The 25,608-nt window shown below is 74.4% G+C and carries 26 protein-coding genes and 1 pseudogene; 12 read left to right on the top strand and 15 right to left on the bottom strand.

Annotation, left to right across the window (positions count from 1 at the left end; all coding sequences use genetic code 11):
- The 3 genes and pseudogenes from AC060K_RS20785 to AC060K_RS20775 all read left to right on the top strand — a co-directional run.
- A pseudogene (locus tag AC060K_RS20785) lies at positions 1 to 443 on the top strand (hypothetical protein); the annotation flags it as partial.
- A 159-nt stretch (positions 444 to 602) separates the two neighbouring features.
- Entirely contained in the window at positions 603 to 1,055 is a 453-nt protein-coding gene (locus AC060K_RS20780; protein WP_483766065.1) for an N-acetyltransferase family protein, read from the top strand.
- 88 nt (positions 1,056 to 1,143) lie between these two features.
- Positions 1,144 to 2,877: a glycoside hydrolase family 13 protein gene (locus AC060K_RS20775; RefSeq protein WP_483766064.1), complete on the top strand. Its 1,734-nt coding sequence runs from the start codon at positions 1,144 to 1,146 to the stop codon at positions 2,875 to 2,877.
- Here the strand turns inward: AC060K_RS20775 and AC060K_RS20770 are convergent.
- On the bottom strand, positions 2,874 to 4,652 hold the full coding sequence (locus AC060K_RS20770; RefSeq protein WP_483766063.1) for an ATP-dependent DNA ligase: 1,779 nt from the start codon (positions 4,650 to 4,652) through the stop codon (positions 2,874 to 2,876). The two genes, AC060K_RS20775 and AC060K_RS20770, sit on opposite strands and share 4 nt — an antisense overlap.
- A 198-nt stretch (positions 4,653 to 4,850) precedes the next feature.
- On the opposite strand from AC060K_RS20770, the gene AC060K_RS20765 reads away from it, so the two are divergent.
- Positions 4,851 to 5,777 carry an RNA polymerase sigma-70 factor gene (locus AC060K_RS20765; protein ID WP_483766062.1) on the top strand — a complete coding sequence of 309 codons (927 nt, stop codon included), beginning with the start codon at positions 4,851 to 4,853 and terminating at the stop codon, positions 5,775 to 5,777.
- A gap of 14 nt (positions 5,778 to 5,791) precedes the next feature.
- Here the strand turns inward: AC060K_RS20765 and AC060K_RS20760 are convergent, their stop codons facing one another.
- The 3 genes from AC060K_RS20760 to AC060K_RS20750 form a co-directional block, all read right to left on the bottom strand.
- Positions 5,792 to 6,532, bottom strand: coding sequence for an SDR family oxidoreductase (locus AC060K_RS20760; RefSeq protein WP_483766061.1), 741 nt, complete (start codon positions 6,530 to 6,532; stop codon positions 5,792 to 5,794).
- 85 nt (positions 6,533 to 6,617) lie between these two features.
- A complete protein-coding gene (locus tag AC060K_RS20755) occupies positions 6,618 to 7,340 on the bottom strand; it encodes a VIT1/CCC1 transporter family protein (protein ID WP_483766060.1) in 723 nt (240 codons plus the stop codon).
- Positions 7,341 to 7,416: 76 nt separating this feature from the next.
- On the bottom strand, positions 7,417 to 8,403 hold the full coding sequence (locus tag AC060K_RS20750) for an ArsR/SmtB family transcription factor (RefSeq protein WP_483766059.1): 987 nt from the start codon (positions 8,401 to 8,403) through the stop codon (positions 7,417 to 7,419).
- 89 nt (positions 8,404 to 8,492) lie between these two features.
- Between AC060K_RS20750 and AC060K_RS20745 the strand changes: the two genes are divergently transcribed.
- Positions 8,493 to 9,686, top strand: a complete 1,194-nt coding sequence (locus AC060K_RS20745) for an MFS transporter (protein WP_483766058.1) — start codon at positions 8,493 to 8,495, stop codon at positions 9,684 to 9,686.
- A gap of 65 nt (positions 9,687 to 9,751) precedes the next feature.
- Here the strand turns inward: AC060K_RS20745 and AC060K_RS20740 are convergent, their stop codons facing one another.
- Positions 9,752 to 10,408 carry a hypothetical protein gene (locus AC060K_RS20740; RefSeq protein WP_483766057.1) on the bottom strand — a complete coding sequence of 219 codons (657 nt, stop codon included), beginning with the start codon at positions 10,406 to 10,408 and terminating at the stop codon, positions 9,752 to 9,754.
- A 348-nt stretch (positions 10,409 to 10,756) separates the two neighbouring features.
- Between AC060K_RS20740 and AC060K_RS20735 the strand changes: the two genes are divergently transcribed.
- Positions 10,757 to 12,019 carry a GNAT family N-acetyltransferase gene (locus AC060K_RS20735; RefSeq protein WP_483766056.1) on the top strand — a complete coding sequence of 421 codons (1,263 nt, stop codon included), beginning with the start codon at positions 10,757 to 10,759 and terminating at the stop codon, positions 12,017 to 12,019.
- A gap of 12 nt (positions 12,020 to 12,031) precedes the next feature.
- Here the strand turns inward: AC060K_RS20735 and AC060K_RS20730 are convergent, their stop codons facing one another.
- Complete coding sequence (locus AC060K_RS20730; protein ID WP_483766055.1) at positions 12,032 to 12,976, bottom strand: proline dehydrogenase family protein; 945 nt, start codon at positions 12,974 to 12,976, stop codon at positions 12,032 to 12,034.
- Between the two features lie 85 nt (positions 12,977 to 13,061).
- Between AC060K_RS20730 and AC060K_RS20725 the strand changes: the two genes are divergently transcribed.
- Both AC060K_RS20725 and AC060K_RS20720 read left to right on the top strand, forming a co-directional pair.
- The gene (locus AC060K_RS20725; RefSeq protein WP_483766054.1) at positions 13,062 to 13,730 is read left to right on the top strand and encodes a hypothetical protein; all 669 of its coding nucleotides are present in this window, start codon (positions 13,062 to 13,064) and stop codon (positions 13,728 to 13,730) included.
- 25 nt (positions 13,731 to 13,755) lie between these two features.
- Positions 13,756 to 14,217: an HtaA domain-containing protein gene (locus AC060K_RS20720; RefSeq protein ID WP_483766053.1), complete on the top strand. Its 462-nt coding sequence runs from the start codon at positions 13,756 to 13,758 to the stop codon at positions 14,215 to 14,217.
- 80 nt (positions 14,218 to 14,297) lie between these two features.
- Here AC060K_RS20720 and AC060K_RS20715 read toward each other — a convergent pair whose 3' ends face one another.
- Genes AC060K_RS20715 through AC060K_RS20705 form a run of 3 tightly spaced genes read right to left on the bottom strand, consistent with a single transcriptional unit; the run spans position 14,298 to position 15,524 of the window.
- Positions 14,298 to 14,675 carry a VOC family protein gene (locus tag AC060K_RS20715; RefSeq protein ID WP_483766052.1) on the bottom strand — a complete coding sequence of 126 codons (378 nt, stop codon included), beginning with the start codon at positions 14,673 to 14,675 and terminating at the stop codon, positions 14,298 to 14,300.
- A gap of 28 nt (positions 14,676 to 14,703) precedes the next feature.
- Entirely contained in the window at positions 14,704 to 15,057 is a 354-nt protein-coding gene (locus tag AC060K_RS20710) for a hypothetical protein (RefSeq protein WP_483766051.1), read from the bottom strand.
- A complete protein-coding gene (locus AC060K_RS20705) occupies positions 15,054 to 15,524 on the bottom strand; it encodes a hypothetical protein (protein ID WP_483766050.1) in 471 nt (156 codons plus the stop codon). The genes AC060K_RS20710 and AC060K_RS20705 overlap by 4 nt, the downstream gene beginning before the upstream one ends.
- 87 nt (positions 15,525 to 15,611) lie before the next feature.
- Between AC060K_RS20705 and AC060K_RS20700 the strand changes: the two genes are divergently transcribed.
- On the top strand, positions 15,612 to 16,238 hold the full coding sequence (locus AC060K_RS20700) for a class I SAM-dependent methyltransferase (RefSeq protein ID WP_483766049.1): 627 nt from the start codon (positions 15,612 to 15,614) through the stop codon (positions 16,236 to 16,238).
- 57 nt (positions 16,239 to 16,295) lie between these two features.
- Here the strand turns inward: AC060K_RS20700 and AC060K_RS20695 are convergent, their stop codons facing one another.
- Positions 16,296 to 17,258: an LLM class F420-dependent oxidoreductase gene (locus tag AC060K_RS20695; protein ID WP_483766048.1), complete on the bottom strand. Its 963-nt coding sequence runs from the start codon at positions 17,256 to 17,258 to the stop codon at positions 16,296 to 16,298.
- A gap of 99 nt (positions 17,259 to 17,357) precedes the next feature.
- Between AC060K_RS20695 and AC060K_RS20690 the strand changes: the two genes are divergently transcribed.
- Both AC060K_RS20690 and AC060K_RS20685 read left to right on the top strand, forming a co-directional pair.
- On the top strand, positions 17,358 to 17,903 hold the full coding sequence (locus AC060K_RS20690) for a GNAT family N-acetyltransferase (RefSeq protein ID WP_483766047.1): 546 nt from the start codon (positions 17,358 to 17,360) through the stop codon (positions 17,901 to 17,903).
- Between the two features lie 9 nt (positions 17,904 to 17,912).
- Positions 17,913 to 18,605: a hypothetical protein gene (locus AC060K_RS20685; RefSeq protein ID WP_483766046.1), complete on the top strand. Its 693-nt coding sequence runs from the start codon at positions 17,913 to 17,915 to the stop codon at positions 18,603 to 18,605.
- Positions 18,606 to 18,615: 10 nt separating this feature from the next.
- Here AC060K_RS20685 and AC060K_RS20680 read toward each other — a convergent pair whose 3' ends face one another.
- Positions 18,616 to 19,164, bottom strand: coding sequence for an AAA family ATPase (locus AC060K_RS20680; RefSeq protein ID WP_483766045.1), 549 nt, complete (start codon positions 19,162 to 19,164; stop codon positions 18,616 to 18,618).
- 112 nt (positions 19,165 to 19,276) lie between these two features.
- On the opposite strand from AC060K_RS20680, the gene AC060K_RS20675 reads away from it, so the two are divergent.
- A complete protein-coding gene (locus tag AC060K_RS20675; protein ID WP_483766044.1) occupies positions 19,277 to 21,715 on the top strand; it encodes a beta-galactosidase in 2,439 nt (812 codons plus the stop codon).
- Between the two features lie 10 nt (positions 21,716 to 21,725).
- Here the strand turns inward: AC060K_RS20675 and AC060K_RS20670 are convergent, their stop codons facing one another.
- Genes AC060K_RS20670 through AC060K_RS20655 form a run of 4 tightly spaced genes read right to left on the bottom strand, consistent with a single transcriptional unit; the run spans position 21,726 to position 25,454 of the window.
- Positions 21,726 to 22,457, bottom strand: coding sequence for a phosphotransferase (locus AC060K_RS20670; RefSeq protein ID WP_483766043.1), 732 nt, complete (start codon positions 22,455 to 22,457; stop codon positions 21,726 to 21,728).
- A gap of 23 nt (positions 22,458 to 22,480) precedes the next feature.
- Positions 22,481 to 24,043, bottom strand: coding sequence for a hypothetical protein (locus tag AC060K_RS20665; protein ID WP_483766042.1), 1,563 nt, complete (start codon positions 24,041 to 24,043; stop codon positions 22,481 to 22,483).
- Between the two features lie 47 nt (positions 24,044 to 24,090).
- Positions 24,091 to 24,717 (bottom strand): hypothetical protein, encoded by a 627-nt coding sequence (locus tag AC060K_RS20660; protein ID WP_483766041.1) that lies wholly within the window; start codon positions 24,715 to 24,717, stop codon positions 24,091 to 24,093.
- The gene (locus tag AC060K_RS20655; protein ID WP_483766040.1) at positions 24,714 to 25,454 is read right to left on the bottom strand and encodes a MerR family transcriptional regulator; all 741 of its coding nucleotides are present in this window, start codon (positions 25,452 to 25,454) and stop codon (positions 24,714 to 24,716) included. The genes AC060K_RS20660 and AC060K_RS20655 overlap by 4 nt, the downstream gene beginning before the upstream one ends.
- Positions 25,455 to 25,608 lie beyond the last annotated feature (154 nt).

Below are 25,608 nucleotides of genomic sequence, written 5' to 3'. Positions count from 1 at the left end.
GCAGCAACGTCTGGACCCAGAACGGCGCCACGCAGGTGCGGCGCGGCGAGGACTTCACCACCTTCCAGGTCGTCGACGTCACCGCGACGACCCTGCACTACCGCTCCTACATCGCCGAGAAGACGGCCACCGCGACGACGACCCTCCCTGTCGGCGCGGTCTGGGACGAGCTGACGGTCACCAGGACCGCTTCGGGCAAGCGGGTCACCGAGGGCGGTCCGACGTCGAGCCCCAGCCCCACGCCCAGCCCCACCCCGACGGTGACGCCGACGCCCGACCCGACCCCGACGCCGTCGTGCGCCGCGAGCGCCTGGACCTCGCGGAAGTGGTACGCCGACGGCGACCGGGTGGTGCGATCCGGCCACCTGTACGAGGCCGTCCGCCGCAACCGCGGCGAGGACCCGCTCACGAGCGGCGCCTGGAGCAACCTGGGCGCCTGCTGAGCACGGCGCCTCTGCCCGGGGCACGGGGAGGCGGGCGTGGGCCCGTCTCCCCGTGCGCCTGACGAACGTCTGGTGAGAACGTGACGACCGGGTGACTCTTCTTCACGCATTACGCCCATGGTCTCGTGCTGACACCCCCGGACCTGCAATGATCCTTGGGTGTCTCTCGATGTGCGCCTTGCTTCAGAAACCGATGTCGACATCGTGGTCGACCTCTTCCGGAACTACCTGAGGTTCTACGGCCAGGACGTCCCTGACGCTCCTGTGCGCGAGTACGTCACCGCGCGCCGGGAAGCCTCCGACAGCGTGGTCCTGGTCGCGGAGCTCGACGGTGAGGTGGTCGGGTTCGCCCAGTCGTATCCCACGTGGTCGTCGGTCAGCCTGGGTCCCGTCTGGGTGCTCAACGACCTGTTCGTGGACCCGGAGATCCGTGGCTCCGGGGCGGGCCGGGCGCTGGTGCGCGAGACGTGCGCCCGGGCCACGGCGGCCGGCGCCGTCCGGGTCTCGCTCGCCACGGCCTGGGACAACATGGCCGCGCAGTCCCTGTACGAGTCGGAGGGTTTCGTCCGCGACGCGGACTTCATCCACTACGCGTACGTGACGGGCGTGTAGCGCTCGGGTCGCCGGGGGCCGCTCGGGCTGCCGGTGACGCCCTCCTGCGGCAGAGTCGACACGGCACGGACCGACGGAAGGAGCATGCGTGACGTACGACGACGCCCCCTGGTGGACCCGCTCGGTGGTGTACCAGGTGTATCCCCGGTCGTTCCAGGACTCGAACGGCGACGGCGTGGGCGACCTGCGGGGCATCCTCCAGCGGGTCGACCACCTCGCCGAGCTCGGGGTCGACGTGCTGTGGCTGTCGCCGGTGTACCGCAGCCCGCAGGACGACAACGGCTACGACATCAGCGACTACCAGGACATCGACCCGGTGTTCGGCTCCCTCGACGACTTCGACGCCCTCGTGGCCGCGCTGCACGAGCGCGGCATCCGCCTCGTCATGGACCTCGTGGTGAACCACACCAGCGACGAGCACCCGTGGTTCGCGGAGTCACGGTCCAGCACGGACAACCCGAAGCGCGACTGGTACTGGTGGCGCCCCGCGCGCGACGGCATGGTCCCCGGCGCGCCCGGCGCCGAGCCCACCAACTGGGGGAGCGCCTTCTCGGGGCCGGCCTGGGAGTTCGACGAGGTCACCGGCGAGTACTACCTGCACCTGTTCAGCCGCAAGCAGCCCGACCTCAACTGGGAGAACCCCGACGTGCGCCAGGCGGTCTACGCCATGATGCGCTGGTGGCTCGACCGGGGCGTGGACGGCTTCCGGATGGATGTCATCAACCTCATCTCCAAGCCGGTCGGCGAGGACGGGTCGCTGCCCGACGGGACGCCCGGCCCGTACGGTCTCGCAGGGCTCGGCGAGTCCGCGCACGGCCCCCGCCTGCACGAGTTCCTGCACGAGATGCACCAGGAGGTGTTCGCCGGCCGGGACCCGCGGCTGCTCACGGTGGGGGAGACCCCCGGCGCCACGGTCGAGGACGCGCGCCTGTTCACCGACCCGGCGCGGCAGGAGATCGACATGGTCTTCACGTTCGAGCACGTCGACCTGGACCACGGGCTCGGCGGCAAGTTCGACCCGCGCCCCCTGCGGCTCACCGACCTCAAGGCGGTGCTGGGACGGTGGCAGGCGGGCTTGTCCGACGTCGGCTGGAACTCGCTCTACTGGTCCAACCACGACCAGCCGCGGGCGGTGTCGCGCTACGGCGACGACACGGTGTTCCGGCGGGAGTCCGCGACCATGCTCGCCACGGTGCTGCACCTCCACCGGGGCACGCCGTACGTGTACCAGGGCGAGGAGATCGGCATGACGAACGGCGCGTTCACGTCGTTCGAGCAGTACCGCGACATCGAGGTGCTCAACCACATCACCGACGTGCGGGAGCGCGGCTACCAGGAGGACGCCGAGCTGCTCGCCGCGCTGGCGCCGCTGAACCGCGACAACGCCCGCACCCCGGTGCAGTGGGACGCGTCCGAGAACGCGGGCTTCACCACGGGGACGCCGTGGATCGCGGTCAACCCGAACCACGTGGAGATCAACGCCGAGGCCGACAAGGCCGACTCGCGGTCGATCTTCCGCCACTACCAGCGGCTCATCGAGCTGCGGCACACGGAGCCGGCCGTCGCCCTGGGCGACTTCACCATGCTCCTCGCCGACCACGAGCACGTCTACGCGTTCACCCGCGCTTTCGAAGGTGTGGAGCTGCTCGTGCTCGGCAGCTTCTCGGGCGAGGAGCAGGCGGTCGAGGTGGGCAAGGAGTGGTCGGACGACGCCGGGGCCGAGGCGCTGCTCGGCAACTACGCGCCGGCCGCCTGGGTGGGCGGCGACGGTCGCATCACCCTGCGGCCGTGGGAAGCGGTGGTACGAAGGCGCCGGGCCTAGGACGTGGCAGGCCCGGCGAGCGCCCGCACCGTGTCGATCGTGTCCGCCTCGGCCGCCGACTTGTCCTCGCGGTAGCGCAGCACGCGGGCGAACCGCAGGGCCAGGCCGCCCGGGTAGCGGGTGGAGCGCTGGAGGCCGTCGAACGCGATCTCCACGACCTGCTCCGGCCGGACGTGGACGACGTGGCCCTCACGCCGGGTCTCCAGCTGGAGGAACCGCTGGGTCTGCCACTCGAGCATCGCGTCGGTCATGCCCTTGAAGGTCTTGCCGAGCATCACGAAGCCGCCGTCCGCGTCGCGCGCGCCCAGGTGGATGTTGGACAGCCAGCCCTGACGCCGGCCAGAGCCCCACTCGACGGCCAGCACCACGAGGTCGAGCGTCTGCCGCGGCTTCACCTTGACCCACCCGGCGCCGCGACGGCCGGCCGCGTACGGAGCGTCGAGCGACTTGACCACCACGCCTTCCTGACCTTCGCGCAGCGCCCCGGCGAAGAACTCGGCGGCCTCGTCCGCGTCGGACGTGACCGCCCGGCGCACCGTCCGGCCCGGCGCGACGCGGTCGAGGACCGTGAGGCGCTCGCGGAGCGGCTCGTCGAGCAGGTCGCGGCCTTCGGCGTGCAGCACGTCGAAGAAGAACGGCACCAGCTCCAGCCGGGCGGCCAGCTCCGCCTCGGCCGACGGCGCGGGCGGGTCGGCTGAGGCGGCGTCGGCCAGGTCGTTGGAGGCGTCGCCGTCGGCCACCGTGTCGCCCGCGCTGCCCGGGCCGCCCGCTCTGCCCGACGCCGAAGCCCGCGTGGCCGAGCGGGCCGCCGTCTCCTGGAACGGCCGGGGCACGCCGTCCGGGCCGAGGGCGAGCGCCTCGCCGTCGAGGACCAGCGGGTCCGCGGGAAGCGCCCGGACGGCGGCGACGATCTCGGGCGTGCGGTCGGTGATGTCGTCGAGGGAGCGGGTGAAGACGCGCACGTCGTCGCCGCGGCGGTGCACCTGGATGCGGATGCCGTCGAGCTTGACGTCCACGCAGGCCTGCGGGGAGGGATCCGCGCCCGGGTCCACGCCGAGCTTGGTGAGGGCGGCGTGGATGTCGGGCGCAGACTGCGCCAGCATGGGCCGGACCGGGCGCCCGGGCTCGAGCCGGAACGCGGCGAGCGTCTCCGCCACGTCCCCGCCGGACACGGCGGACGCGAGAGCCGCTCGCGCCACCGGGCCGGAGGCCCCGCGCAGCATGACGGCGCGGCGGACGGCGTCGGCGGGGGCGCCCGCGGCGTCGGCCACCGCGTCCACGACGAGGGAGTCGAGCGCGCCCTGCCGCAGGTCACCGGCCACGAGCCCGCGGAGGAACGCCTGCTCCCGCTCGGTCGCGGCGGCGAAGAGGCGCGCGGCCGCGGCCGTACGGGCGGTGTCCGATCCGGGACCGGAGAGCCCGGCCATCGCCTCGAAGGCGGCGTCGACCTGGGCGACGGTGAGTGTCGGCTCGGCGGCCGGGGCAGGCAGGGCGCGCAGCGAGGCCCACCCGAGCCCGGTGCGGCGCTGGCGCAGCTCGCCGGAGAGGTAGGCGACGACGATCTCGACGTCGTCGCCCGCCCCGGCGCTGCCGGTGGCTGCGCTGTCGGCCCCGGTGCCACCGTCCCCGGCACCCCCGGCACCCCCGGCCGACGGGCCCCCCGCCGCCGCCTCCGCCGTTCGGCGCAGCAGGTCCGCGAGCGCCGCCCGCTTGGCGAGGCGCGAGCGGGTGGCGGCGACGGCGTCCGACGTGGCGGCGACCTCGGCGAGCAGCATGCTCCCATCGTGGCCGCGCGGCGGCGCGCCCGCCCGCCGGCCCTGGCCCGGGGCGGGGGCCCCGGGGGGGGGCCCCCGCGGGTGTCTGGGCTGTTGGGTGCGTGATCGGCAGCTCGAACTGCCGATCCCGCACCGAACTGCCGATCACACGGACCCGGGCCGGGCCGGACAGCCGGGCCCGGGCGTAGGCTCGGCGCGATGACTGCCGGCGCCCCCACCGACCTCGACGACGCCGCGGAGGTCTTCTCGACCGTCCGCCGCCGGCTGTTCGGTGTCGCGTACCGCATGCTCGGCTCCGTGACCGAGGCGGAGGACGTGGTCCAGGAGACGTGGATCCGCTGGCAGACGACCGACCGGGCGGCGGTCCGCAACCCGCACGCGTTCCTCACCACGACCGCTACCCGGCTGGCGATCAACGTGCTGCAGAGCGCCCGGGCGCGCCGCGAGACGTACACCGGGCCGTGGTTGCCGGAGCCTGTCGATACCAGCGCGGACCCGACGCTCGGCGCCGAGCGGGCCGAGGCGCTGGACGTGGCGCTGCTGGTGCTGCTGGAGCGGCTGACCCCCACGGAGCGTGCCGCGTACGTGCTGCGCGAGGCCTTCGACTACGGGTACGGCGCCATCGCCGATGTGCTGCAGACCTCCGAGGCGGCCGCGCGCCAGCTCGTGAGCCGAGCCCGCAAGCACCTCGCCGCGGGCCGCCGGCACACGGTGAGCACCGAGGCGCGGCGCGCGCTCCTCGACGCGTTCCTCGCGGCTGCCCGAGCGGGCGACGTCGCCCGGCTCGAGAGCCTGCTCGCCGAGGACGTCGAGAGCTGGTCCGACGGCGGCGGTGCGGTCCGCAACGTGTCGCGCATCCCCGTCGTCGGGCGGGTGCGGGTGGCCCGCTACCTGCACGCGTTCGCGGAGCGCTTCTGGCCGGGCGTGGAGACGCAGCCGCTGGAGGTCAACGGCGGCACGGCCGACGGCCTGTACCGGGACGGCGAGCTGTTCGCCGTCGTGACTCTGCAGGCCTCGGACCGGGGCGTGGAGCAGATCCACTGGCAGATGAGCCCGGCCAAGCTGGAGCCGCTCCGGCGCGGCGCCGGCCACCTGCCGGAGCAGGGCGGCCCGCACCGCGCCTGAGCCGGTGCCCTGTCTCAGCCCTGGGTGGCCCGCCACTCCGCATAGGTGATCTCGCCCAGGCGGGCGGCTCCTGCGGGGACGAGGGCGCCGTCGTCGAGCACCGCGCCGAAGTAGGTCGCGGTGGGGTCGGTGCGCACCTCACGAGGATCGGCGTGCGACGCGAGGTCGGTACGGACGATCTCGTCGAAGCCGAACACCTCCGGCCCGGCGATCTCCACGGTCGCGGCCAGCGGGGCGCCGGACGCGACCTCGGCGACGATCCGGGCGACGTCGGCCGACGCGATCGGCTGGAAACGCACCGGCGGCATGTGGACCACGCCGTCGACGGTCGCGGAGTCCGCGATCCGGCCGAGGAACTCCAGGAACTGCGTGGACCGCACGATCGACCACGAGGACCCGGAGGACCGGACCAGGTCCTCCTGCGCCACCTTCGCGCGCATGTACCCGGAGTCGATGGCGTCGGCGCCCACGATCGAGAGGATCACGTGGTGCTGCACACCGGCCGCGGCCTCCGCGTCGAGCAGGTTCTTCGTCGACGTGCGGAAGAAGCTGGTCGCGTCCTCCTCGGTGAACGACGGCGAGTTGCTGAGGTCCACGACCACCTGGGCACCCTCCAGGGCCTCGGCCACCCCGGCGCCCGTGAGGGTGTCGACGCCGGTCTGGGGGGAGGCGGCGACGACGTCGTGCTCCTGCTCGAGGTTCTTGACCACCTGGCTGCCGACGAGGCCGGTCCCGCCGATGACGACGATCTTCATGGGGTGCTCCTTCGTTGCTCACGACGTGCCGGTCGGCCCGTCACGAGTACGACCGGGAGCACCCCGGATCTGTGACGGTTGTCCGCTACACCACGCCCGCGGTGCCCAGCAGGGAGCCGATCGCGAACGTGGCACCGAGCGCCAGCGCGCCACCGATCACCACCCGGAGGGTGGCCCGGAGCCGCGGGCTGCCGCCGATCCAGGCGGCGGTGGCGCCGGTCGCGGCGAGCGCGGCCAGCACCACGACGAACGTCACGAGCACCTTGGCGGGCTCGGGGACCACGAGGATGGCGACGAGGGGCAGGACCGCGCCCGCTGTGAACGCGACGGCGGAGGCGACGGCCGCGTGCCAGGGGCTCACGACGTCGTCGGCGTCGATGTTGAGCTCGGCGTCGAGGTGGGCGGCGAGCGCGTCGTGCGCGGTGAGCTCGGTGGCGACCTGGCGTGCGGTCGCGGGGGAGAGGCCCTTGGCCTCGTAGAGCGCGGTGAGCTCGGCCAGCTCCTCCTCGGGCATCTCGGCGAGCTCGCGCTCCTCCTTGGCGATGAGCGCCTTCTCGCTGTCGCTCTGGCTGCTCACCGACACGTACTCGCCGAGCGCCATGGAGATGGCGCCACCGACGAGGGCGGCGAGGCCCGCCGTGAGGATCGCGGCGTGCTGGGAGGTGGCTCCGGCGACGCCGACGACGACGGCCGCCACGGACACGATGCCGTCGTTCGCGCCGAGCACCCCGGCGCGGAGCCAGTTGAGCCGCTGGGCGAGACCCGCCGCGTGCGGTTCGCCGGTGTGGAGCTGGGCGTCGGTGGTCATGTCTCCAGCCAACCAGGGCGGAGGGGCCATTTCCAGCGAGGGCAGCCTTGCCTCAGCGGTGCGGCCCGGGCCGCGGTCAGCCCAGCGGGCTCACGAGGGCGTCGGCCGTCGCCGTGCGGGCGTAGAGCACGGAGCGCCCGGCGCGGTGGGCGCTCACCAGGCCGGCGTCGCGCATGGCCGTGAGGTGCTGGGAGGCGCCGGCCGCCGTGAGGCCCGCCCGTTGCGCGAGCTGGGTCGTGGAGGCGGGCGAGTCGAGCTCGGCGAGCAGGACGGCGCGGCTGCGGCCCAGGACCGCGGCGAGGGTGTCGATCCGCTCGGCGGGCTGCGGCGACCAGACGGTTCCCGCACCCAGGGCGGGGTAGGCGAGCTGGGGCGGGTCGGGCGGGACCGAGCGGGTCAGCACCCGGTCGCGGACGAACACGGACGGCACCAGCACGAGGCCCGGGCCCGAGCCGGCGCGGGTGACGCGGCAGCTGCGGCGTACCAGGTTGAGGGACCCTTCGTCCCAGCGGACGCTGTCGTGCAGCTCGTTGAGGACGTGGGCCGCACCGAGCCCGGCCACGGAGCGGGCCCGCTGGAACACGTCGGCCTCCAGGACCGTCCGGATACGTGACCACCAGGGTGCGATCGCGAGCCCCCAGTAGCGCTCCACCTCGCCGGCGACCTGCTCCAGGGTGGCGGCGGGGTCGGCGAGCAGCGCGGCCCGGCGTCCGGCGGGCAGCCCGCCGTGCCGCTCGAGCTCGTCGACGTCGGCCTCCAGCTGCGCCGCCGAGGAGGCCCGTACCGCGTCGAGCTCGTCGGCGAGGGCCGGGAACGCCGTCGTGGGCAGCGGGTTGAGCAGGTCGGCGAGGAAGCTGTCCGCCGGGATCAGGTCCGCGAGGCGGCCGACGTCGAGCCCGGCCGACCGGACGAGCGGACGCACGCGGGTGGCCCACCGGTCGTACGGGGCGGGGACAGCCGACAGCCGCAGGAGCCGGAAGCTCGTCACCACCTCCCACATCGGGGACACGGCGAAACGGGTGCGCGCCACGTCGTCGGCGGTGAAGGGGACCTGGACGTCCATGTGCGCTCCCTGGTGACTCGGGCGGGCGGTTCGATTCAGCCCCACCTTAATCATTCGGTCCGAGGGTGAGGCGCCCGCAGGCTCGCGGCATGCTCAGCTCCTACCGCGGACTCCCGCCCGTCGTGTGGACCGTCTTCGCCGGCACGGTCATCAACCGTCTCGGGTTCGTCGTGGTCCCGTTCCTCGTCTTCTTCCTCGGCGACCGGGGGATCGCCGACACCACCATCCCCGTCGTCCTCGGCGCGCTCGGCGTGGGCGGGCTCGTGGGCCCCGTCGTCGGCGGGTACCTGGCCGACCGGGTCGGCCGCCGTGCCACGCTCCTCGTCTCGCTCCTCGGCGCGGCCGCTGCGCTCGGCCTCCTCTACGTCGCGCCCGGCGCGTGGCCCATGGCCGCGGCCGCGCTCCTGCTGGGCTCCGCGTCGTCGGCCGGGCTCCCGGCCGCGAGCTCGATCGTCGTGGACGCCACGCCGCCCGAGCTGCGCCAGCGGGCGTTCGCCCTGCAGTACTGGGGCGTGAACCTCGGCACGGCCGTGGCCGGCGTGCTGGGCGGCTTCCTCGCCGAGCGGGGGTACGGGCTGCTCTTCGCCGTCGATGCCGCCACTTTCGTGGTCTTCGCGGTCCTCGTGGTGCTGCGGCTGCCGAACCTGCCGCGCCCGGTGTCCGACGGCGCCTCCGGCGTCGGGTACGGCGTGGTGCTCCGCGACCGGCTGATGCTCGTGCTGCTCGTGGTCCTGGGCGCCCAGCTGTTCGTCTACTCGCTCACCGAGTCGGTGCTGCCGCTCGCCGTGCGCGACGCCGGCCTGCCGCCCAGCGTCTACGGCATCCTCGCGGCCGTGAACGCCGTCGTCGTGGTGCTGCTGCAGCCCTGGGCCGCGGCGCGGGTGGCGCACCTGCCGCAGCTGCCGACGCTCGCGGCGGCCGGCCTGCTCATCGCGGCGGGCGTGGCCGCCACCGGCCTGGCGCGGACGCCGCTCGTCTTCGCGCTCACGGTGCTGGTCTGGTCGGTCGGCGAGGTCGTGGCGGGAGGCCAGGCGGCGTCGGTCGTCGCGAACCTGGCGCCCGCGCACGCCCGCGGCCGCTACCAGGGGGCCTTCCAGTGGACGTGGGGCGTGGGCCGGTTCGCCGCCCTCACCGTCGGCGTCGCCCTGCACACCAGCGGGGCGGCGGTGTGGTGGCTGAGCCTCGCCGTCGGCGTGGTCTCGTCGGTGGCCCTGCTGCTCCTGCGCGGCCGGATCGAGCGGCGGCTCACGCTGCCCGCCGTCGAGCCCGCCGCGAGCAGGTAGCTGTTCGCCCTCTGAGCGCGAGACGGGGAACAGCTGCCTGGTCGCCGACCCGCCGTCGGCCGGGGCTAGCGGCCCAGCACGAGCATCTCGTCCGCGCCCCGCTGGAACTCGTACGGCACGCGCCGACGCTCCGCCGTACGACCCTCCGCCCGGAACCGCTCGAGGAGGCGGGGGAGGAACGGCACCGGCTCACCGGTGCCCTGGAGCACGAGGGGGAAGACCCGCACCTCGCCCGCCACGCGCAGCAGGTCGGTGAGGGCGGCGTGGTGCCAGGCCTCGTCGAAGGTGTCGTCGGCCCAGGTGAACAGGAGGTGGGAGCAGACAGCGAGGTCGAAGGCGTCGTCGGCGAAAGGGAGCGTGGGCAGTTCGCCCGGGACGTAGGTGCCGGGGTGCGCGGTGAGGTCGGCCAGGAACGCCTCGCGCGCCTCGTCGCGCAGCGTCTGACGGCCCTCCGGGGAGCCGTACCAGTCCCACGTGAACCGGTCGGCGTGGGTGTCGATGATGGCGGTCCCGCCGGACACCGACCCCTCCACCGCCGCCCGGAGCACGTCCCGGTCGGCGTACGCCGGGTCGACGGCGGTGACGGCCCCGTCGCCCGCGTTCACCGCGGCGGCGAAGCCGGACGCGCCCGCGGAGCAGTCGAGGATCCGGCGGGTGAGGTCGGCGTCGGTCAGCCCGAGGAAGGCGCGGTACTCGGTGGCATGGCGTGAGGTGACCAGCATGGGAGCACGTTAGGGCAGCAGGTCCACGGCCCGGTGGCTGTCTCGGACCGTGGCGCCGCCTCGGCGGCTTGCCTACCCGCCCAGGGCTGTGAGACGGCCGGTGAGGAAGGACCGCTCGGCCTCGTTGCGGGTCAGGTCCACCGCCTGCCGGTACGCCGCGGCGGCTTCCTCGGCGCGGCCGAGCCGTCGCAGCAGGTCGGCCCGGACGGCAGGACTGAGCCATGACGGGTTCCTCTCGTGGTGGTCCGGTCCTGCCCGTCACCTGTCCGTCGAACGGCCGGCCGGAGATCGACACCGGGAGCGGATATCAGTGTGCGCGCCGAGCCCACGGGTGGCCACACTGGGCACGTGACGACCTCTGAGCTCCCCGGCGGCCTCCTGCTGCGCACCGCTCGCCCCGCCGACCTCGACCAGATCGGGGCGCTGCTGGTGGAGCGCGGCGAGGAGGGGGACGACGTCGACCACCGCCTCGTGGTGCAGGACCCCGACGCGGGCTGGGAGAGCTCCGCCGTGGTGGTCGACGGCGACCGCGTCGTGTCCACCGCGACGCTCCTCGACGAGACGGTGCGGGTCGACGGCGTCACGCTCCCCGCCGGCCAGGTCGAGCTCGTCGCCACGGCCACCGACCACGAGGGGCGCGGCCACGTCCGGGCGCTCATGGCGTGGGCCCACGAGCGCTCGCGGGCGCGAGGCCACGTGGTGCAGGTCATGATCGGGATCCCGTACTTCTACCGCCTGTTCGGCTACGAGTACGCGGTCGACATCCCCAGCGCGCGCGACCTGGTCGACCCCCCTCGGCCCGGTGCGGTGGGCCCCGACGGCGGTGCTGGTGCGGCTCCCGACGGCGCCTCCGCGGCCGGCGCGCTCCGCCCGGCGACCCCCGCCGACCTCCCGGAGCTGGCCCGGCTCCAGGACGCGGCGCAGGCGCCCTACGACGTGGCGGTGCCGCACCCGCTTCCGCGACGCCGCTGGCTGCTGGAGCACGGCGGCAGCACCACCTGGGTGCTCGACCGCGACGGCGCGCCGGTCGCGACCGCGCGGGCCCGGATCGACGACGACGCGGTCCTCGTGGCGGAGACGGCGGCCGACGACGACGCCGCCGCGGACGCCCTCCTCGCGGGTCTCGTCGCCCGGTACCCGGACCGGCCGCTGCGGATCGTCCACCGGCCGCTGACCGTCCCGGGCCGCCGGTGGGAGCCGCGCCTGGGCCCTGCCCGCGACGAGCCCGAGCAGTACTACGTCCGCGTACCGGACGAGGGCGCGCTGCTCGAGGCTCTGCGCCCGGTCCTGTCGGCCCGGCTCGCGGCCTCGGGGCTCGACCGCACGGGCCGCGACGTCGTGGTGTCGACGTTCCGGAGGCACCACCGCCTCGCCGTGACGCCCGAGGGCCTGGGCCCGGTCCGCACCGGCGGCGCACTCCAGAGCCCCGGCGCCGCGGGTGGCTGCGGCGTGGCGCCCGACGCGCTCGGCCCGCTGCTGTTCGGCCCGTACGGCATCGCGGGCCTGGCCCGCCGCCGGCCCGACGTCTACGCGGGCGCCGACGCAGAGCTCATGGCTGCGCTCTTCCCGCCCCGCACGGCCGACCTGCTCACCTACTACCTGCCCTGGTGACCGGAGCCGCGGTCAGCGCAGGTCCGCCAGGGCGGCCAGCACCCGGGCCTCCGGGTCCTCCGCGATGCGGTTGAGCACGTACAGCCACCACTCGCCGCCGAAGACCACGTACTCGCGTGTGCGCAGACCGTCATGGTGGAGCTGGTCCAGCAGCTCCGTGCCCAGGCCCAGGAGCATCTCGAACTCGACTCCCGGCTCGGCGAGCGCGGCGCCGTGCCGCTCGCGCAGCGCGGTGACCAGGGTCGCGTCGTGGGTGGCGATCGCGAGCGGATGGCGGGCCTGCAGGAGCCGGTCGGCGAGCGAGAGGTAGGCGGCGGCCAGCTCCGTGGTGTCCCGGCGGAGCGCCACGTCGTCGGGCTCCAGGAACGCACCCTTGACCAGCCGCACGGGGCCTGGCCGGAGCAGTACCCGCCGCAGGTCCTCCGGGGTACGGTGCAGCCGCGCCTGGAGCGTGATACCCACGTGGTCGAACTCCGCCGACAGTGCCTCATGGAGGTCGAGGACCAGGTCCGTCCGGTCCGAGCCCTCGGCCGAGATCATCAGCGCGGTGCCGAGGTCGGCGGTCGCGGCGGCCAGCTCGCGCGCGTGGGCGAGCCCCAGGTCCCGGGACACGAGGGCGCCCACATGGGTGAGGTCGAACGAGACGGTCGACGGGAGACCGTCGGCCCGGACGGCCTCGATCAGGTCGAGGAAGACGTCGGTCTCGCGCCGGGCCGTCGCCGCGTCCCGGATGCTCTCGCCGACGTACTCGATGCTCGGGGCGTGGCCACGCGCGAGGCCGGCGCGTGCCGTCGCGATCGCGTCCGTGGTGGTCTCGCCCGCGGTGTAGCGCCGGGCGACCCGGGCGGCTGCCGCCGCGAGGGCAGGCGTCGACATCACCTTCTGCTTCAGGTCCTCGTCCAGGGCCCACGCGCGGAGCGTGTCAGCGGCGAGCTGGTGCTGGGTGTCGGTGTCCACGCTCCTGGATGCTAGGGGACCCGTTCGGGCGAGGAGCGGTCTGGTCGCTCTGCGAGCGCGGGCCGCCCGTGGCACGGTGTGCGGCATGGCAGGACCGTTGCGGTACGCGGGCACCGCGGCCGCCTGGACGGCGGGACTCGTCCTCGCCGGTGTGCTCGGGGCGGCGGCTGCCCTGCGGCGCGGCCGCCCGCTGCACCCGCGGGGCACCGCCCTGACCGGCACGCTGGAGCTCGTGGACGACGCGGGCGCGCCGGGCGCGGGTGAGCTGGGCGCCCCGGTCCGCCGGGACGTCGTCGTCCGCATCTCCCGCGGCGGGGGCCTGCCCCCGCCCTGGCCGGACGTGGCGGGCCTCGCCATACGGTGGTTCGACGGCGACACGCCGCAGGACCTGCTGCTCGCCTCGACCGGGCTGAGCCTGATCGGGCGGTACGTGCTGCAGCTGCGGCTCTCGACGCCGGCCGGAGCCTTCAGCACGATCATGCCGCTCCGGTCCCGCGAGGGTCCCGTGGTGCTGGGGGCGCGGACGGCGGCCTACCCGGTGATCGAGCTGCTCTCGGCGACGCCGGCCGGGCCGTGGCGGCACCTCGGCCGGCTCACCCTGGGGGAGGCGGTCCCGGGCTCCCCACGGTTCGACCCGACGGCGAACGTACCCGGCGGGCTCGGTACCTACCGGTGGGAGGACCTGCTCCGCGCCCGGGCCTACGCGGCCGCCCGGCGCTGGGGCCGATCGACTGCGTCGAGCGGTGACCAGTAGAGTCGTGCCATTCCAAGGAGGAGAAATGGCGCATCTCGACTGGGCCGTCAAGGCCAGCCTGATCATGTACGTGGCGGGTGCCCCGGGCGGGCGGCTGGCGGTGGAGGGCGTCAGCGGTTCCGGCCCCGACTTCCACTTCCCCCTCGACACCGACCGGGTGCCCGCGCCCACCGCCGACGACACCTGGTTCGCCTTCACGGGCACCGTCCGGTTCATCGGCCACTTCGGGTCCTACGTGGGCCAGATCGCGCAGGCCGAGGTGACGCAGCGCGGTGACGACTGGGAGCTCTCCATCGTCGACGACGGCGCGGACGAGCGGACCGCCGCCTTCCGGCTGGCCGGGGCGCCTGTCCGCGAGGGCACGCGCCTCTCGTGGGAGGTGGTGGAGCTCACCGCCGACGGCGCCACGTTGTTCGGCGGGTCCTACCCCGAAGGCACGCGTTTCGAGCCGCTGGCGATCGAGCTGGGCGAGACGCCCGCCGCCTAGCCTCTCAGTTGTGGGTATGGCTGTGGCGACAATTCCCTGCTGAACTGTCGCCACAGCCATACCCACAACAGGGGATCGGGTCAGGCCGGCGGCTGGATGAGGTCCCACGGCATGCCGTAGAGGTCCTCGAAGACCGCGACCGTGCCGTACGCCTCGTGCCGCGGCTCCTCGCGGAAGCGCACGCCGCCCGCGAGCATGCGGGCGTGCTGGGCGGCGAAGTCGTCGGTCTCCAGGAAGAACGCGACGTCGCCCCCGGCCTGGCGGCCCACAGCGACGTCGTCCGTGGCGAGAGCCAGCACGAGGCCGGTCCCGCCCTCCGCCGGGCCGACGACGACGCGGCGCCACCCCGACTCGAAGGTGTCGTCCTGCCGGACGGCGAAGCCCAGGACGTCGACGAAGAAGCGGAGCGCCTCGTCGTGGTCGCGGACGAGGTAGGTCACGTCGGAGAGTCGCAGCACCCGCTGATCCTAGGTGCCGCGATATTCGTCAGTCGGTCACCTTCGGGTGTGAGGTGGACGCGTACTTGATCCAGCAGGTTCGCGCGTCGTGATCGACGAGGTACCAGATCCGGCCTCCGGACGTGACCTCGTACTGCCACTGCGGCAGGACGAGACCGTTGTGTGTGCCTGTCGAGAGGCTGCCTTTGAGGGGATGCTGGCGATGGTTCGCCGGCTCGGGGCAGGGGTTGCGTTCGAGTGCGTCGAACGCCGTCCGCGTGTTCGACGGGGCTTGTCGGCAGAGCTCCTCCCAGCCCTTGGCCGCGTCGTTCGTCGCGAACCGTAGAGTGAATCCATCGCCGTGTGGCGGGGGAGCGGCACGGTCTCCGCGCTTGGCACTCACCCGTCGCTCGGTCGTGGGACGGGACCGAAGTCGCCACGGTCTTGCCTCGTCAAGGCCTGACGGATCTCGGGGTCGGCATAGACCTCGGCGGTGTGCTGCCATTCGGTGAGTACCTGGGACACCGCGGCGGTATTGCCGAGGGCTGTGGCTGCTTCCGCAGCAGCGATGAACTCCTCCGTCATGGCGTCAGCGTCCGGCTGAGGCAGGAATCGCATCCAGGGAAGGGTCGCGGGAAGCGCCTCGCGAAGGACCTGAGGGTCCACCTGTGCAACGCGTGCGAGCAGGCGCGCAGTGAGGTGGACGACGACCGACTCCGACTCGGCGCGTTCCGCGGACATGAGGACCAGGTCGCCGGCGTCGCGACGGCGTAGCCGTACGGCCCGCGTGCGGCTCAGCCGCTCAGCGGTCTCTGCGGGGTGTCGGAGCAGCTCCGAGAAGGGGACGGAGTCCAAGGGCAGCGCGCTCATACTTCAACACTAGTTCTGAACTCACCGTCCGGCAATGGGGCGGTCGCCGCGCACCTGCCCACAGCAGCGACGCTAAGGTCAAGACCCATGACGCGTGATCCCTTCTGGAACCACAACACGCACTTTCACCCCGAGATCGTGCGTCACGCTGCCGGGGCCCAGAGCGCCCTCGACGTCGGCTGCGGGGAAGGCCTGCTCACGCGCCGTCTGGCGGCGGCGGGCGTGGCCAGGGTGGTCGGCCTGGACCTCGACCCGGCAGAGGTCGCCCGCGCGGAGGCGCTGGCCGACGGCGACCCGCGCCTCACCTACGTCGCGGCCGACGTGCTCGCCGGCCACGACGCTGGCCGGCAGGGCGGTGCCGCCCACGACCTCGGCACGTTCGACCTCGTCGCGTGCGTCGCCACGCTCCACCACCTGGACCTCGCGAAAGGGCTCGCCGTGCTCCGCGACCTCGTCGCACCCTGCGGTGTCCTGATGGTCGTGGGCCTGTCTCGCCCGGGGTCTGCCCTGGACCTGGCGTACAGCCTGGTCACCGTGCCCGTCTCCGCCGTCGCCCGGGCGTTCCGCGGCAGCTGGGAGCACGGCTCGCCCGTGGCCGACCCTGCGGAGACCTTCGACCAGGTGCGTCGAGCGGCGGGCGAGGTGATGCCGGGAGCCAGGGTCCGGCGTCGGCTCTACTGGCGCTACACGCTCGAGTGGCGCCGGCCCGCCTGACCGCCGGCCCGCCTGACCGCCTGACCGGCGGCTCCGGCGCCGCCCCGACGCGCCCCCTCAGAGCTTCCGCACCCGCTCCAGCAGCGGCCCGGCCGCCTCGGCGAGGAAGCGGTCCTGGTTCTCGTCGCCCACCTGCACGATCGCCAGGTCGGTGAACCCCGCCTCGACGAACGGCCGCGCGCTCTCGGCGAGCTTGTCGAGGTCCGGCCCGCACGCGATCGAGGACGCGACGTCCTCGGGCCGCACGAACTGCGACGCGCCGGAGAACCCGGCGGGCGTCGGCAGGTCGGCGTTGACCGACCACCCGCCGCCGAACCAGCGGAACTCCCGGTGGGCCCGCTCGACCGCCTTCTTCTCGTCCGGGTCCCAGCACACCGGCACCTGCCCGATCACCCGGGAGCCGCCGGGGTGCTTGGCGGTCCAGCCCTGCACCACGTCGGCGTCGGGCTGCACCTGGATCAGGTGGTCGGCCAGCGGTGCGAACCGTTCGACACCCTGTGCGCCGGAGACGGCGACGCCGAGCTGGACGGCGACGTCGGGCACGTCCCAGAGGCGTGCGGAGTCGACGCGGAAGTGCTGGCCTTCCCAGGTGACGAGCTCGCCGGTGAGGAGCTCGCGGATGATGTGCACGGCCTCCTCGAGGAGGTCGTGCCGCACGTCGATGCTGGGCCAGCCCTCGCCGATCACGTGCTCGTTGAGGTTCTCGCCCGCCCCGAGACCGAGGGTGAAGCGGCCGTCGGCGAGGAGCTGGAGCGTGGCCGCCTGCTGGGCGACGACGGCGGGGTGGTAGCGCATCGTCGGGCAGGTCACGTAGGTCATGAGCTCGACCCGGCTCGTCGCCTGCGCCACCGCGCCGAGGAGCACCCAGGCGTTGGGTGCGTGCCCCTGCTCGGTCAGCCACGGGCTGAAGTGGTCGCTCGAGACCTCGAAGTCGAAGCCGGCCTCCTCGGCTGCCACGGCATACCGCAGCAGCTCCCGCGGTCCGCTCTGCTCGGTCATGAGCGTGTATCCGACGTGCATGTCCGCTCCTCTCCCGTGCCGGTCGGTGCATCCCTTCCGACGCTAGGCAGGACCGGGTGCCACTCGCGCGGCGGGCGGCCCGGATGGTTCGCTGGGGGAGTGGACCCCGTGCTGACCGACCGCCTGACCCTCCGCCGAGTCACTCCTGCCGACGCCGCAGCCTTCCTCTCCTGGCGCTCCCGTCCCGACGTCGTCACGTACATGTACCAGCCACCATGGACCGAGGAGGTCGCCCGCCAGAAGCTCACGAGCTGGACGGACGCGCCGTTCGAGCAGACCGGCGACGCGCTCGTGCTGGCGGTCGAGCGACGCGACGAGCCGGGTGTGATCGGCGAGGCCCTGCTCAAGTGGGCGGCGGGCGCGCGTCAGGTCGAGGTGGGCTGGGCCCTGCACCCGGACGTGCGGGGTCAGGGCTACGCGACCGAGGCGGCCCGCGGGCTGCTCGGCCTCGCCTTCGGCACCTTCGGCTTCCACCGTGCCTTCGCGCGGGTCGACGAGGAGAACACCGCCTCGGTGCAGGTGTGCGAGCGCCTCGGCATGCGGCTGGAGGCTCGCCTCGTGGAGAACGACCTGCGCGACGGCGCGTGGGCCACGGAGGTGGACTTCGCGATCCTCGCCCGTGAGTTCGGCGCTCCCCTCGGCTAGGGTTCCAGCATGGACGACCCCGGGGTTCGCGCCCTCCGACTGGCCGGTGCAACCTGGGACGACGACGCCGAGGCGGGTGCCTGGCTCCGCGACCGCCTCACGGAGCTGAGCGCCCGCGTGGGCGGGGCGGTCCCGGACGGGTACGAGGCGTACGCCGTCGTGCCGATCTCGCCCCGGGTGGTCGACGCCGACGAGCCGTACGCCCCGCACGCCTGGCTCGACGCGCTGCTCGACGTCCTCGGCCCCGCCACCGGCGACCAGCCGGTGCACTGCGGCACGTGGGAGGGCTGGGGCGCGTTCTTCGACGCGGGCGAGGACCCTGGCACGGCGCCGGGCATGGACATCATGTTCGCGGGCGACGAGGACGCGACGGCGGAGGAGATCGAGCGGGTGACGGCCGAGGGTCGCGCGTACCTCGCCCGGGTGCGGCCCCAGCGGCCCGACGCCGAGCCGCTCGCCCTCCCGGACCGCCGGTACCACCTCTGGACCGGTCCGCTCCGGTCCGTCGGCGCGCTGAACGAGCTGACCGACCCGCCGTCGCTGGTCTGGCCCGACGACCGGTCCTGGTTCCTCGGCGTGCCGATCTACACGCTGGAGGCGGCGCTGGGCGGCCCGGCCTCGCTGATCGAGCAGGTTCTCGCCGACCCCCGGCTGGGCGCGCGCCGGGCGGACCGCTCGACCGAGCTCGACCTCGACGACTGACGCGCTGCCCCTAGCTCTCGGCCGCCACCTCGAACCGTGACCGGCCCTGCTCGACTGCGTCGACGATCCGGTCGGCCACCGTCGCGAAGCCGTCGGGTGCGTCGGTGAGCACGAACCCGGGCGCCCCGTCGTCGACCTCGCGGGCGAAGTCGTCGTACAGGTGCCGGGCCGCACCGAGGTCCGTGAACTCGTGCCCCTCGCGGGTGGCCACCCGGTGCAGGCACGTCTCGAGCGGCGGCAGCAGCACTACGTAGTCGATCACCGGCAGCCCCGTCGCCCGGGCGAACCCGGGCAGGAACCAGGGGCCCACGACGCCGTCGTACACCACCGTCATCCCGCCCGCCGCGAACCGGCCGGCGGCGGCGCTCGCGGCGAGCACCGTCGTCTCGTTCTGGGCGTGCGCCTCCGGGAGCCAGGGCGCCACCGCGCCGCGGCGGAGGAACCGGAAGAACGCGTCGCCCTCCACGAGGACGCTGGGTTCCCAGCGGTCGGCGAGGGCGGCGGCGATGGTGGACTTGCCGGACCCGGGCGGCCCGGTGACGACGAGGAGGCGCGGCACGAGGCGATGCTGGCAGGGCCGGCGACGCATGTCCACGGGATTCTCCCGGGACTGGGACCGTGCACAGTCTGCGCTTAGGCTGAGCCCGCACATGCCGCCTCGAAGGAGACAGATGACCCCCGACGCCTTGAAGCGCCCCGCCCGCACCCTCCGCGCGGCGCACCCGGAGCCCGAGCGGCGCGGCCACCTCGCGGTCGGCGACCCGCAGGGCGCTGCGAGCCGCATCGAGGTGACGAGCCGGTGGCTCGAGCGTGACGGCCGGCCGTGGTTTCCCGTCACGGGCGAGATCCACTACTCGCGCATCCCGCGCGAGCGCTGGTCGGAGGTCCTGGGGCATGCGGCCGCGGGCGGGCTCACGTCGGTCGCCTGCTACGTGTTCTGGCAGGCGCACGAGCCCTCCCCGGGCGACTTCCGGTGGGACGGCAACCTCGACCTCCGAGGGTTCGTGGAGCTGGCCGCGCGCCACGGGCTGGAGGTCGTCGCCCGGATCGGCCCGTGGGCGCACGGCGAGGCCCGGCACGGCGGGTTCCCCGACTGGCTCGTCGAGAGCGGCATCGCGACCCGCACCGACGACGCCGCGTACCTGGCGCGGGTCCGGCTCCTGTACGGGCAGATCGCCGCGCAGCTCACGGGCCTCACGCACGCGGACGGCGGCCCCGTCGTCGGCGTCCAGGTGGACAACGAGCTCTACGACCAGCCGCAGCACCTCGCGACCCTGCGCGAGATCGCGGAGGGGTTCGGCCTCCGGGTCCCGGTCTGGACGGCGACCGGCTGGGGCGGCGCGCAGGTCCCCGAGACCCTCCTGCCGGTGTACTCCGCCTATGCGGAGGGCTTCTGGGAGGAGTCCGACACGGAGTGGGCGCCGTTCGCGGCCTTCCACTTCCGGTACAGCGCCGTCCGCGACGACCTCACCGTCGGGGCCGACCTCCGCGAGGCGCTCGACGGCATCGTGCTCGACCCGGACGCCGTGCCGCTCAAGGACGACTCCCTGGTGCCCTTCGCCATGTGCGAGCTCGGTGGCGGCATGCACGTCGCCTACCACCGCCGGCCGCTCGTCACCGGCCGCGACGTCGACGCCGTCGGCCTCGCCAAGATCGGCAGCGGCTCGGTGTGGCAGGGCTACTACATGTACGCGGGCGGCACGCAGCGCGTGGGCCCCACCGGTCCGGAGCAGGAGTCGCACGCCACCGGCTACCCCAACGACGTGCCCGCTCTCACCTACGACTTCAACGCCCCCGTGGGCGAGCACGGCCAGGTCCGGCCGCACCACCACCTCCTGCGGCGACGCCACCTCTGGCTGCACGCCGAGGGCCACCGCCTCGCCACGATGGCGCCGCAGGTGGGCGGCGGCAGCGAGGACCCGGCCGAGCTGCGCTGGGCCGTCCGGTCCGACGGCCGCAGCGGCTACCTCTTCCTCACCACCTACCAGCCCGCCCAGCGCCCACTGCCCGCGCAGGACGGCGTCCAGATCACCGTCACGTTCGACGACGCCGAGGTCACCGTCCCCACCCGGCCCGTCGACCTCCCCACCGGGCTGACCACCGTCTGGCCGCTGCGGTACCGCCTCGCGGACGACCTCGTCCTGCGCAGCGCCACCGCCGAGGTGGTCACGCGCCTCGCGGACGAGTCGGGCCAGGTCGTGGTCCTCGCCGCGGCCGACGGCGTCCCGGTCGAGCTCGTGATCGAGGGCCAGGTCCCGGTGGGTGGCGCGGGCCGCGCGGAGGTGTCCGACCCCAGGGGCCCCCGCGAAGTACCGCAGCGCAGCGAGGACACTTCGTGGGGAGAGGGCGGGGCCACCGTCGTCCGGCTCGCCGTCGAGCCCGGACCTGCCTGCGTGGTGGAGCTGCCGGGCGTGCGCGTCCTCGTGCTCGACGCCGCGAGCGCGAACCGCCTCTACCGGCTCGACGTGGCCGGGCGTGAACGTCTCGTCCTCTCCGACGCCCCGGTGTATGCGGAGGACGGCGGCCTCGTGGTGCACACGTCCGAGCCGGTGTGCACGGTGGCGCTCCTGCCGCCGCCGGCTGGGCTGACGGCCGACGGCACGCCCGTCCGGGCCGCAGCACCGGACGGCCCCTGGCACCGGTGGACGGTCGCCGTCCCCTCCGCGGGCACCCGCACGCTCGCCTCAGGGCTGGCGCCCGTGGCCCCGGCCCCGCCCGAGCCGGTCCGCGGCGGCCCGATGCACCGCCTCAGCGCGCCCACGGACTTCTCCGGGGCGGCGTCGGTGGCCGTGGACGTCCCGGCGGACGCGCTCGCGGGCGTGGACCGCGCGCTGCTGAGAGTCCGCTGGACGGGCGACGCAGGCCGGGCGTTCGTAGGGGAGCGGCTGGTCGGCGACCACTTCTGGCACGGACGGGAGTGGGACGTGGACCTCACCCCGCACGCGGCCGAGGTGGCCGAGCACGGCGTCCGGCTGGAGCTGCTGCCGTGGCGGGCCGCGACCGGCGTGTGGGTGGACCCGACGGTCCGTCCGGCGTCGGACGGCCTGACCGTCGAGTCGGTGGACGTGGTGCGCGTGGCCCGGGTGCGCCTGGAGGCGACGGCGGGCTGAGCGCCCGGGCCTATGCGGCCGCGAGCCGGGCGGCGTCGCGCCGGTACATCGCCGCGTGGTCCAGGAGCTCGGGCCGTGCCGTTGCCCGGGCGTGCTCCTCCGACCAGTCGGCGAGGTCGAGGAGCCGCCCGGCCGCCGCCTGGAGCACGTCGCCGGCGCTGATCCCGGCGTCGGACCCGTACGCCGCCAGGAGGCGGTCGAGCCGCGCGTGCGGGTCGAGCCCGGCGGGCGGTGAGGCGTCCTCCCCGTACGGGCAGATGCGGTAGGCGAGGTACGCCAGGTCGCGGACGCGCGGACCCGGGGCGGCCATGTCCACGTCGATGAACCCGGCGAGCCGGCCGTCGGCGTAGACCATGTTGTACGGCGCCACGTCGTTGAGGCAGACCACCTCGGCGGGCTCGTGCGCGGGCAGCCGCCACGTGGAACCGTCGCGGGGGAAGCCGGCGCTCGCGTCGTGCCAGCGGCGCAGGAGCGTGGCCGCGTCGGTGAGGAACGCCTCGTCCCAGACCCAGTCGGGCTGGGGCCAGCCGCCCACCTCCCCGGGCAGGTACGAGAGCACCTCGCGGCCCTGGTCGTCGATCCCGAGCGGCGCCGGGACGCCGTCGACCCCGTGGGCGCGCACCCAGGCCAGCAGGGCGTGGATCGTGGGGGTCCACGGCCCCGCGGTGCGCCGCACCGTGTCGCCGACCCGCACCACCGAGCTGACGTTGCCGCCGTCGAGCGCCTGTTCATCCGGTCCCATGACGGTCAGCGTAGGGGTGCTGGTCAGCCCAGGCCGCGCAGGCCTACCGCCGACTCGTTGCCCGCCGTCACCAGGTGCCCGGCCACGGCGAACGGGATGTCGGGGCCGAGATCTCCGGACCACAGGACCTCACCGGTCCGGACGCCGATCCCGAACGCCGCGTACCCGGACGGGTTGCCGACCGTCGCGCCGCGGTCGTAGACGAGCATCGCCAGCCTCCCGTCGGTGAACGCGTTCAGCGCGGAGACGCCGCCGAGCACCACGGTGGTGCCGTCGGTGAGCGTCACCTCGTCCGGGACGGGCCAGGTCCACAAGGTCTCGCCCCCGACCAGCTCCACCGCCCGGACCGTCCTCCGGTCCTGCTCCTCGACGATGACCACACCGTCGGCGACCACCAGGACCTGGGTGTTGACCGCCGTGCTGACCGGTACCACGGCACCGTCGGGAAGGTGGGCGTCCAGGGACTCGCCGCTCGTCGTGAAGAAGACGTCGCTGCTGCGGTCCGTCGCGACAGGGAACGTGGGATACCCGGTCGCCTCGCGCAGCACCGCCCCGTCCCGGCCCAGGACCTCGACCCGCGTGCGCGCGTCCCCACCCTCCGGCCCCTGGTGGACCCGGAAGCGTGTCCCGTGGGCCTCGTAGACGTACGAGCCGGCGGGCTGGGCCAGCTCGTCGCCGTCCGGCGCGAACGCGGCGTCGATGCCGCACCCGGTGACCCGGACAAGGTGCTCCCGCACCACGACCTCGAGGTCGTCGTGCACCAGGACCGCTCGCGCCGCCGAGGGCCCTTCGAGGACGTTGCACCCGTGGAGCGTGCCGTCGTCGTCCACCGGGGCATCGAACCGGACGGTGCGCTCCCAGCGTGGCGTGCCCGTGGTCGCGTCCTCGAGGCGGACCACCACGTCCCGGCCGTCCAGGTGCCCGCCCGCGGGGAGACGGCACGAGCCGCTGTCGTCGCAGGCGACCTCGGGTGCGGGCACGGCCGGTCCGACGCGCTCGGCGCGCAGCAGGCTCCCGTCCGGGCCGGGCTGCGGTGAGCCGGTGCGGTCGGCGAGCGGGCGCGAGGCCTCCAGGACCCCGCCCGCCCCCACGACGAGCACATCCGACCCGTCGAGGCACACCAGCGGGCCGACCGTGCGCAGCCGGTCGAACCAGAGCATCGCGTCCCCGCAGTCGACGGTGGCGCCCGCCTCCAGGCTCCACCGCACCTCGCCGGTGGCGGGGTGCACGCCGTCGAGGCCGTCGCGGTCGCGGGTGACCAGGAGCCCGTCCAGCACGGCGACGGGCTCCAGCACGTCGTCGATCCGCCACCGAAGCTCCGGCAGGGTCTCGAGCGAGAGCACCCCGCCCGGGATCGCCGCCAGCGCCTCCCGCCGGTCCCGCTCGCGGGCTTCGCCCGCGGCCACCGCGGCGACGGCGACCGCCACGCCCACGATCACGACGGGCACGAGCACCGTGCGGTTCTGTCGAGCCCAGCGGGCCGCTCCGCCCGACGGCGCCGCGGCCGGCTCCGGCAGCACCTCGGCCTGCGCGCGCTCGTCGACGAGCTCGAAGGTGTAGGCGTCGTCGCCCGGGCGGTGGGCCATATCGGCAGGGTAACTCTCTGTCCGTCCGCTCGGGAGCGCGCCCGGCGTCAGCCTCCCGTGGGGCCCGCGACGGCTCGCTCCCCGGCGCGGAGGGCGTCGAGGAACGACGCCGGGTCGTCGGCGAAGAAGCGGATCGAGCGGACCTCTGCGCGCCGGCCGAAGGGACGGGTGACGGTCAGCGGGCCGGTGAGGTCGAGCACGAGGTTGGTCTGCGCGGACACGATGACGGCGAGCTCGTCGCCGTCGACCACGACCAGGCCCTCCTCGCTCAGGTTCCGGACCCGCCGCGCCTCCGCGACGAGCGGGCGGGGGACCCGGACGTCGAGGTAGGAGCCGTACCGCAGCCGCACCTCGTCCGCCGAGACCACGTGTGGTCGCGTGGCGCAGGCGGCGATCAGCGTCAGCACCAGAAGGACTCCGTACAGGTCGATCACCAGCACGACGACCCGGACGGCGTCGGGCACCCCGAGGGCTCGTAGCAGGAGCTCGATGCCGGCCGCCTCAGCGACCATCGCGACGAGGAACGCCAGCATCATGGGGTTCTGCTCGCGCGCGTAGGTGACGACCGTCGCACCCGGCGGGACCCCGTGGCGCCGTCGGGCCGCCCAGAGGCCGAGGCTGGCGAGGCCGCGGAGCTCCCCCGCCACGAGACGACGCAGCCAGGCGGGGATCATGAGCGCTCCTTCAGGGTCGTGACCAGCCGCTGCAGCACCGCCGTCTGGGCGGGTGACAGCTCCAGCGAGAGCGACGAGAGCCAGCCGCTCACGGCGTCGGGGTCCAGGTCCGCGGCCGCGGCGGCCAGCTCCTCGGGGAGCCGGGCCGCCAGGTCAGTGGCGAGCGGCACGACGCGCGGGTCGTCGGGCCTCGCGTCCGCGAGGTTGTCCAGCCTCGCGTACAGCGCCTCCACCTCGGCCACGGTCCCCGGCTCCGTGAGCGGCCGCAGCATCGCCGCGACACCCTCGCCCTCGCCGCCGGTGTCGACGAGGGCCAGCAGCTCGCGGTCGAAGGCGGCGAACCGGGACCCGCTCGCCGGGAGGGCGCGGAGCACCTCGGCCATCGCGGGCGACACCGTCGAGTCGGGGTGCAGGTCGGCCTCGGCGAGCAGGGCACCGAGGCGGGCCCGGCGCCGGGTGATGCTCTCCTGCTGCCGGGCGAGGTCGGCGTCCAGGTCCTGGAGGACCTCGCGGAGGTCTCGACCCCGCTCGTCGGCCAGGGCGTCGCGCACCTCGTCGAGCGACAGGCCCAGCTCGGTGAGGCGCCGTACCCGCGCCAGGACGACGGCGTCGCGCAGGCCGTACTCGCGGTAGCCGTTGGGCTGCCGCACGGGCTCGGGCAGCAGCCCGAGATGGTGGTAGTGCCGCACGGTCCGGGTCGAGACCCCGACCAGTGCCGCCAGCTCGCCGATTCGCATGGTCCCAGTAGAGACCTTGACGCTGCGGCAAGGTCAAGCGGGCAGCGCTCGCGGGTGTCCTCCGCGCGCGTGACCGGCAGTTCGGTGGGGGGGGGGGGGGGGGGGGGCCACCGGAACACCCCACACAAACACCCAAAACAACAAGACTGCCGGG

Source organism: Antribacter sp. NEAU-D49 (assembly GCF_057158775.1).
The sequence above is the reverse complement of the archived record's forward strand: the minus strand, read 5'-3'. Positions and strand labels throughout refer to the sequence as shown.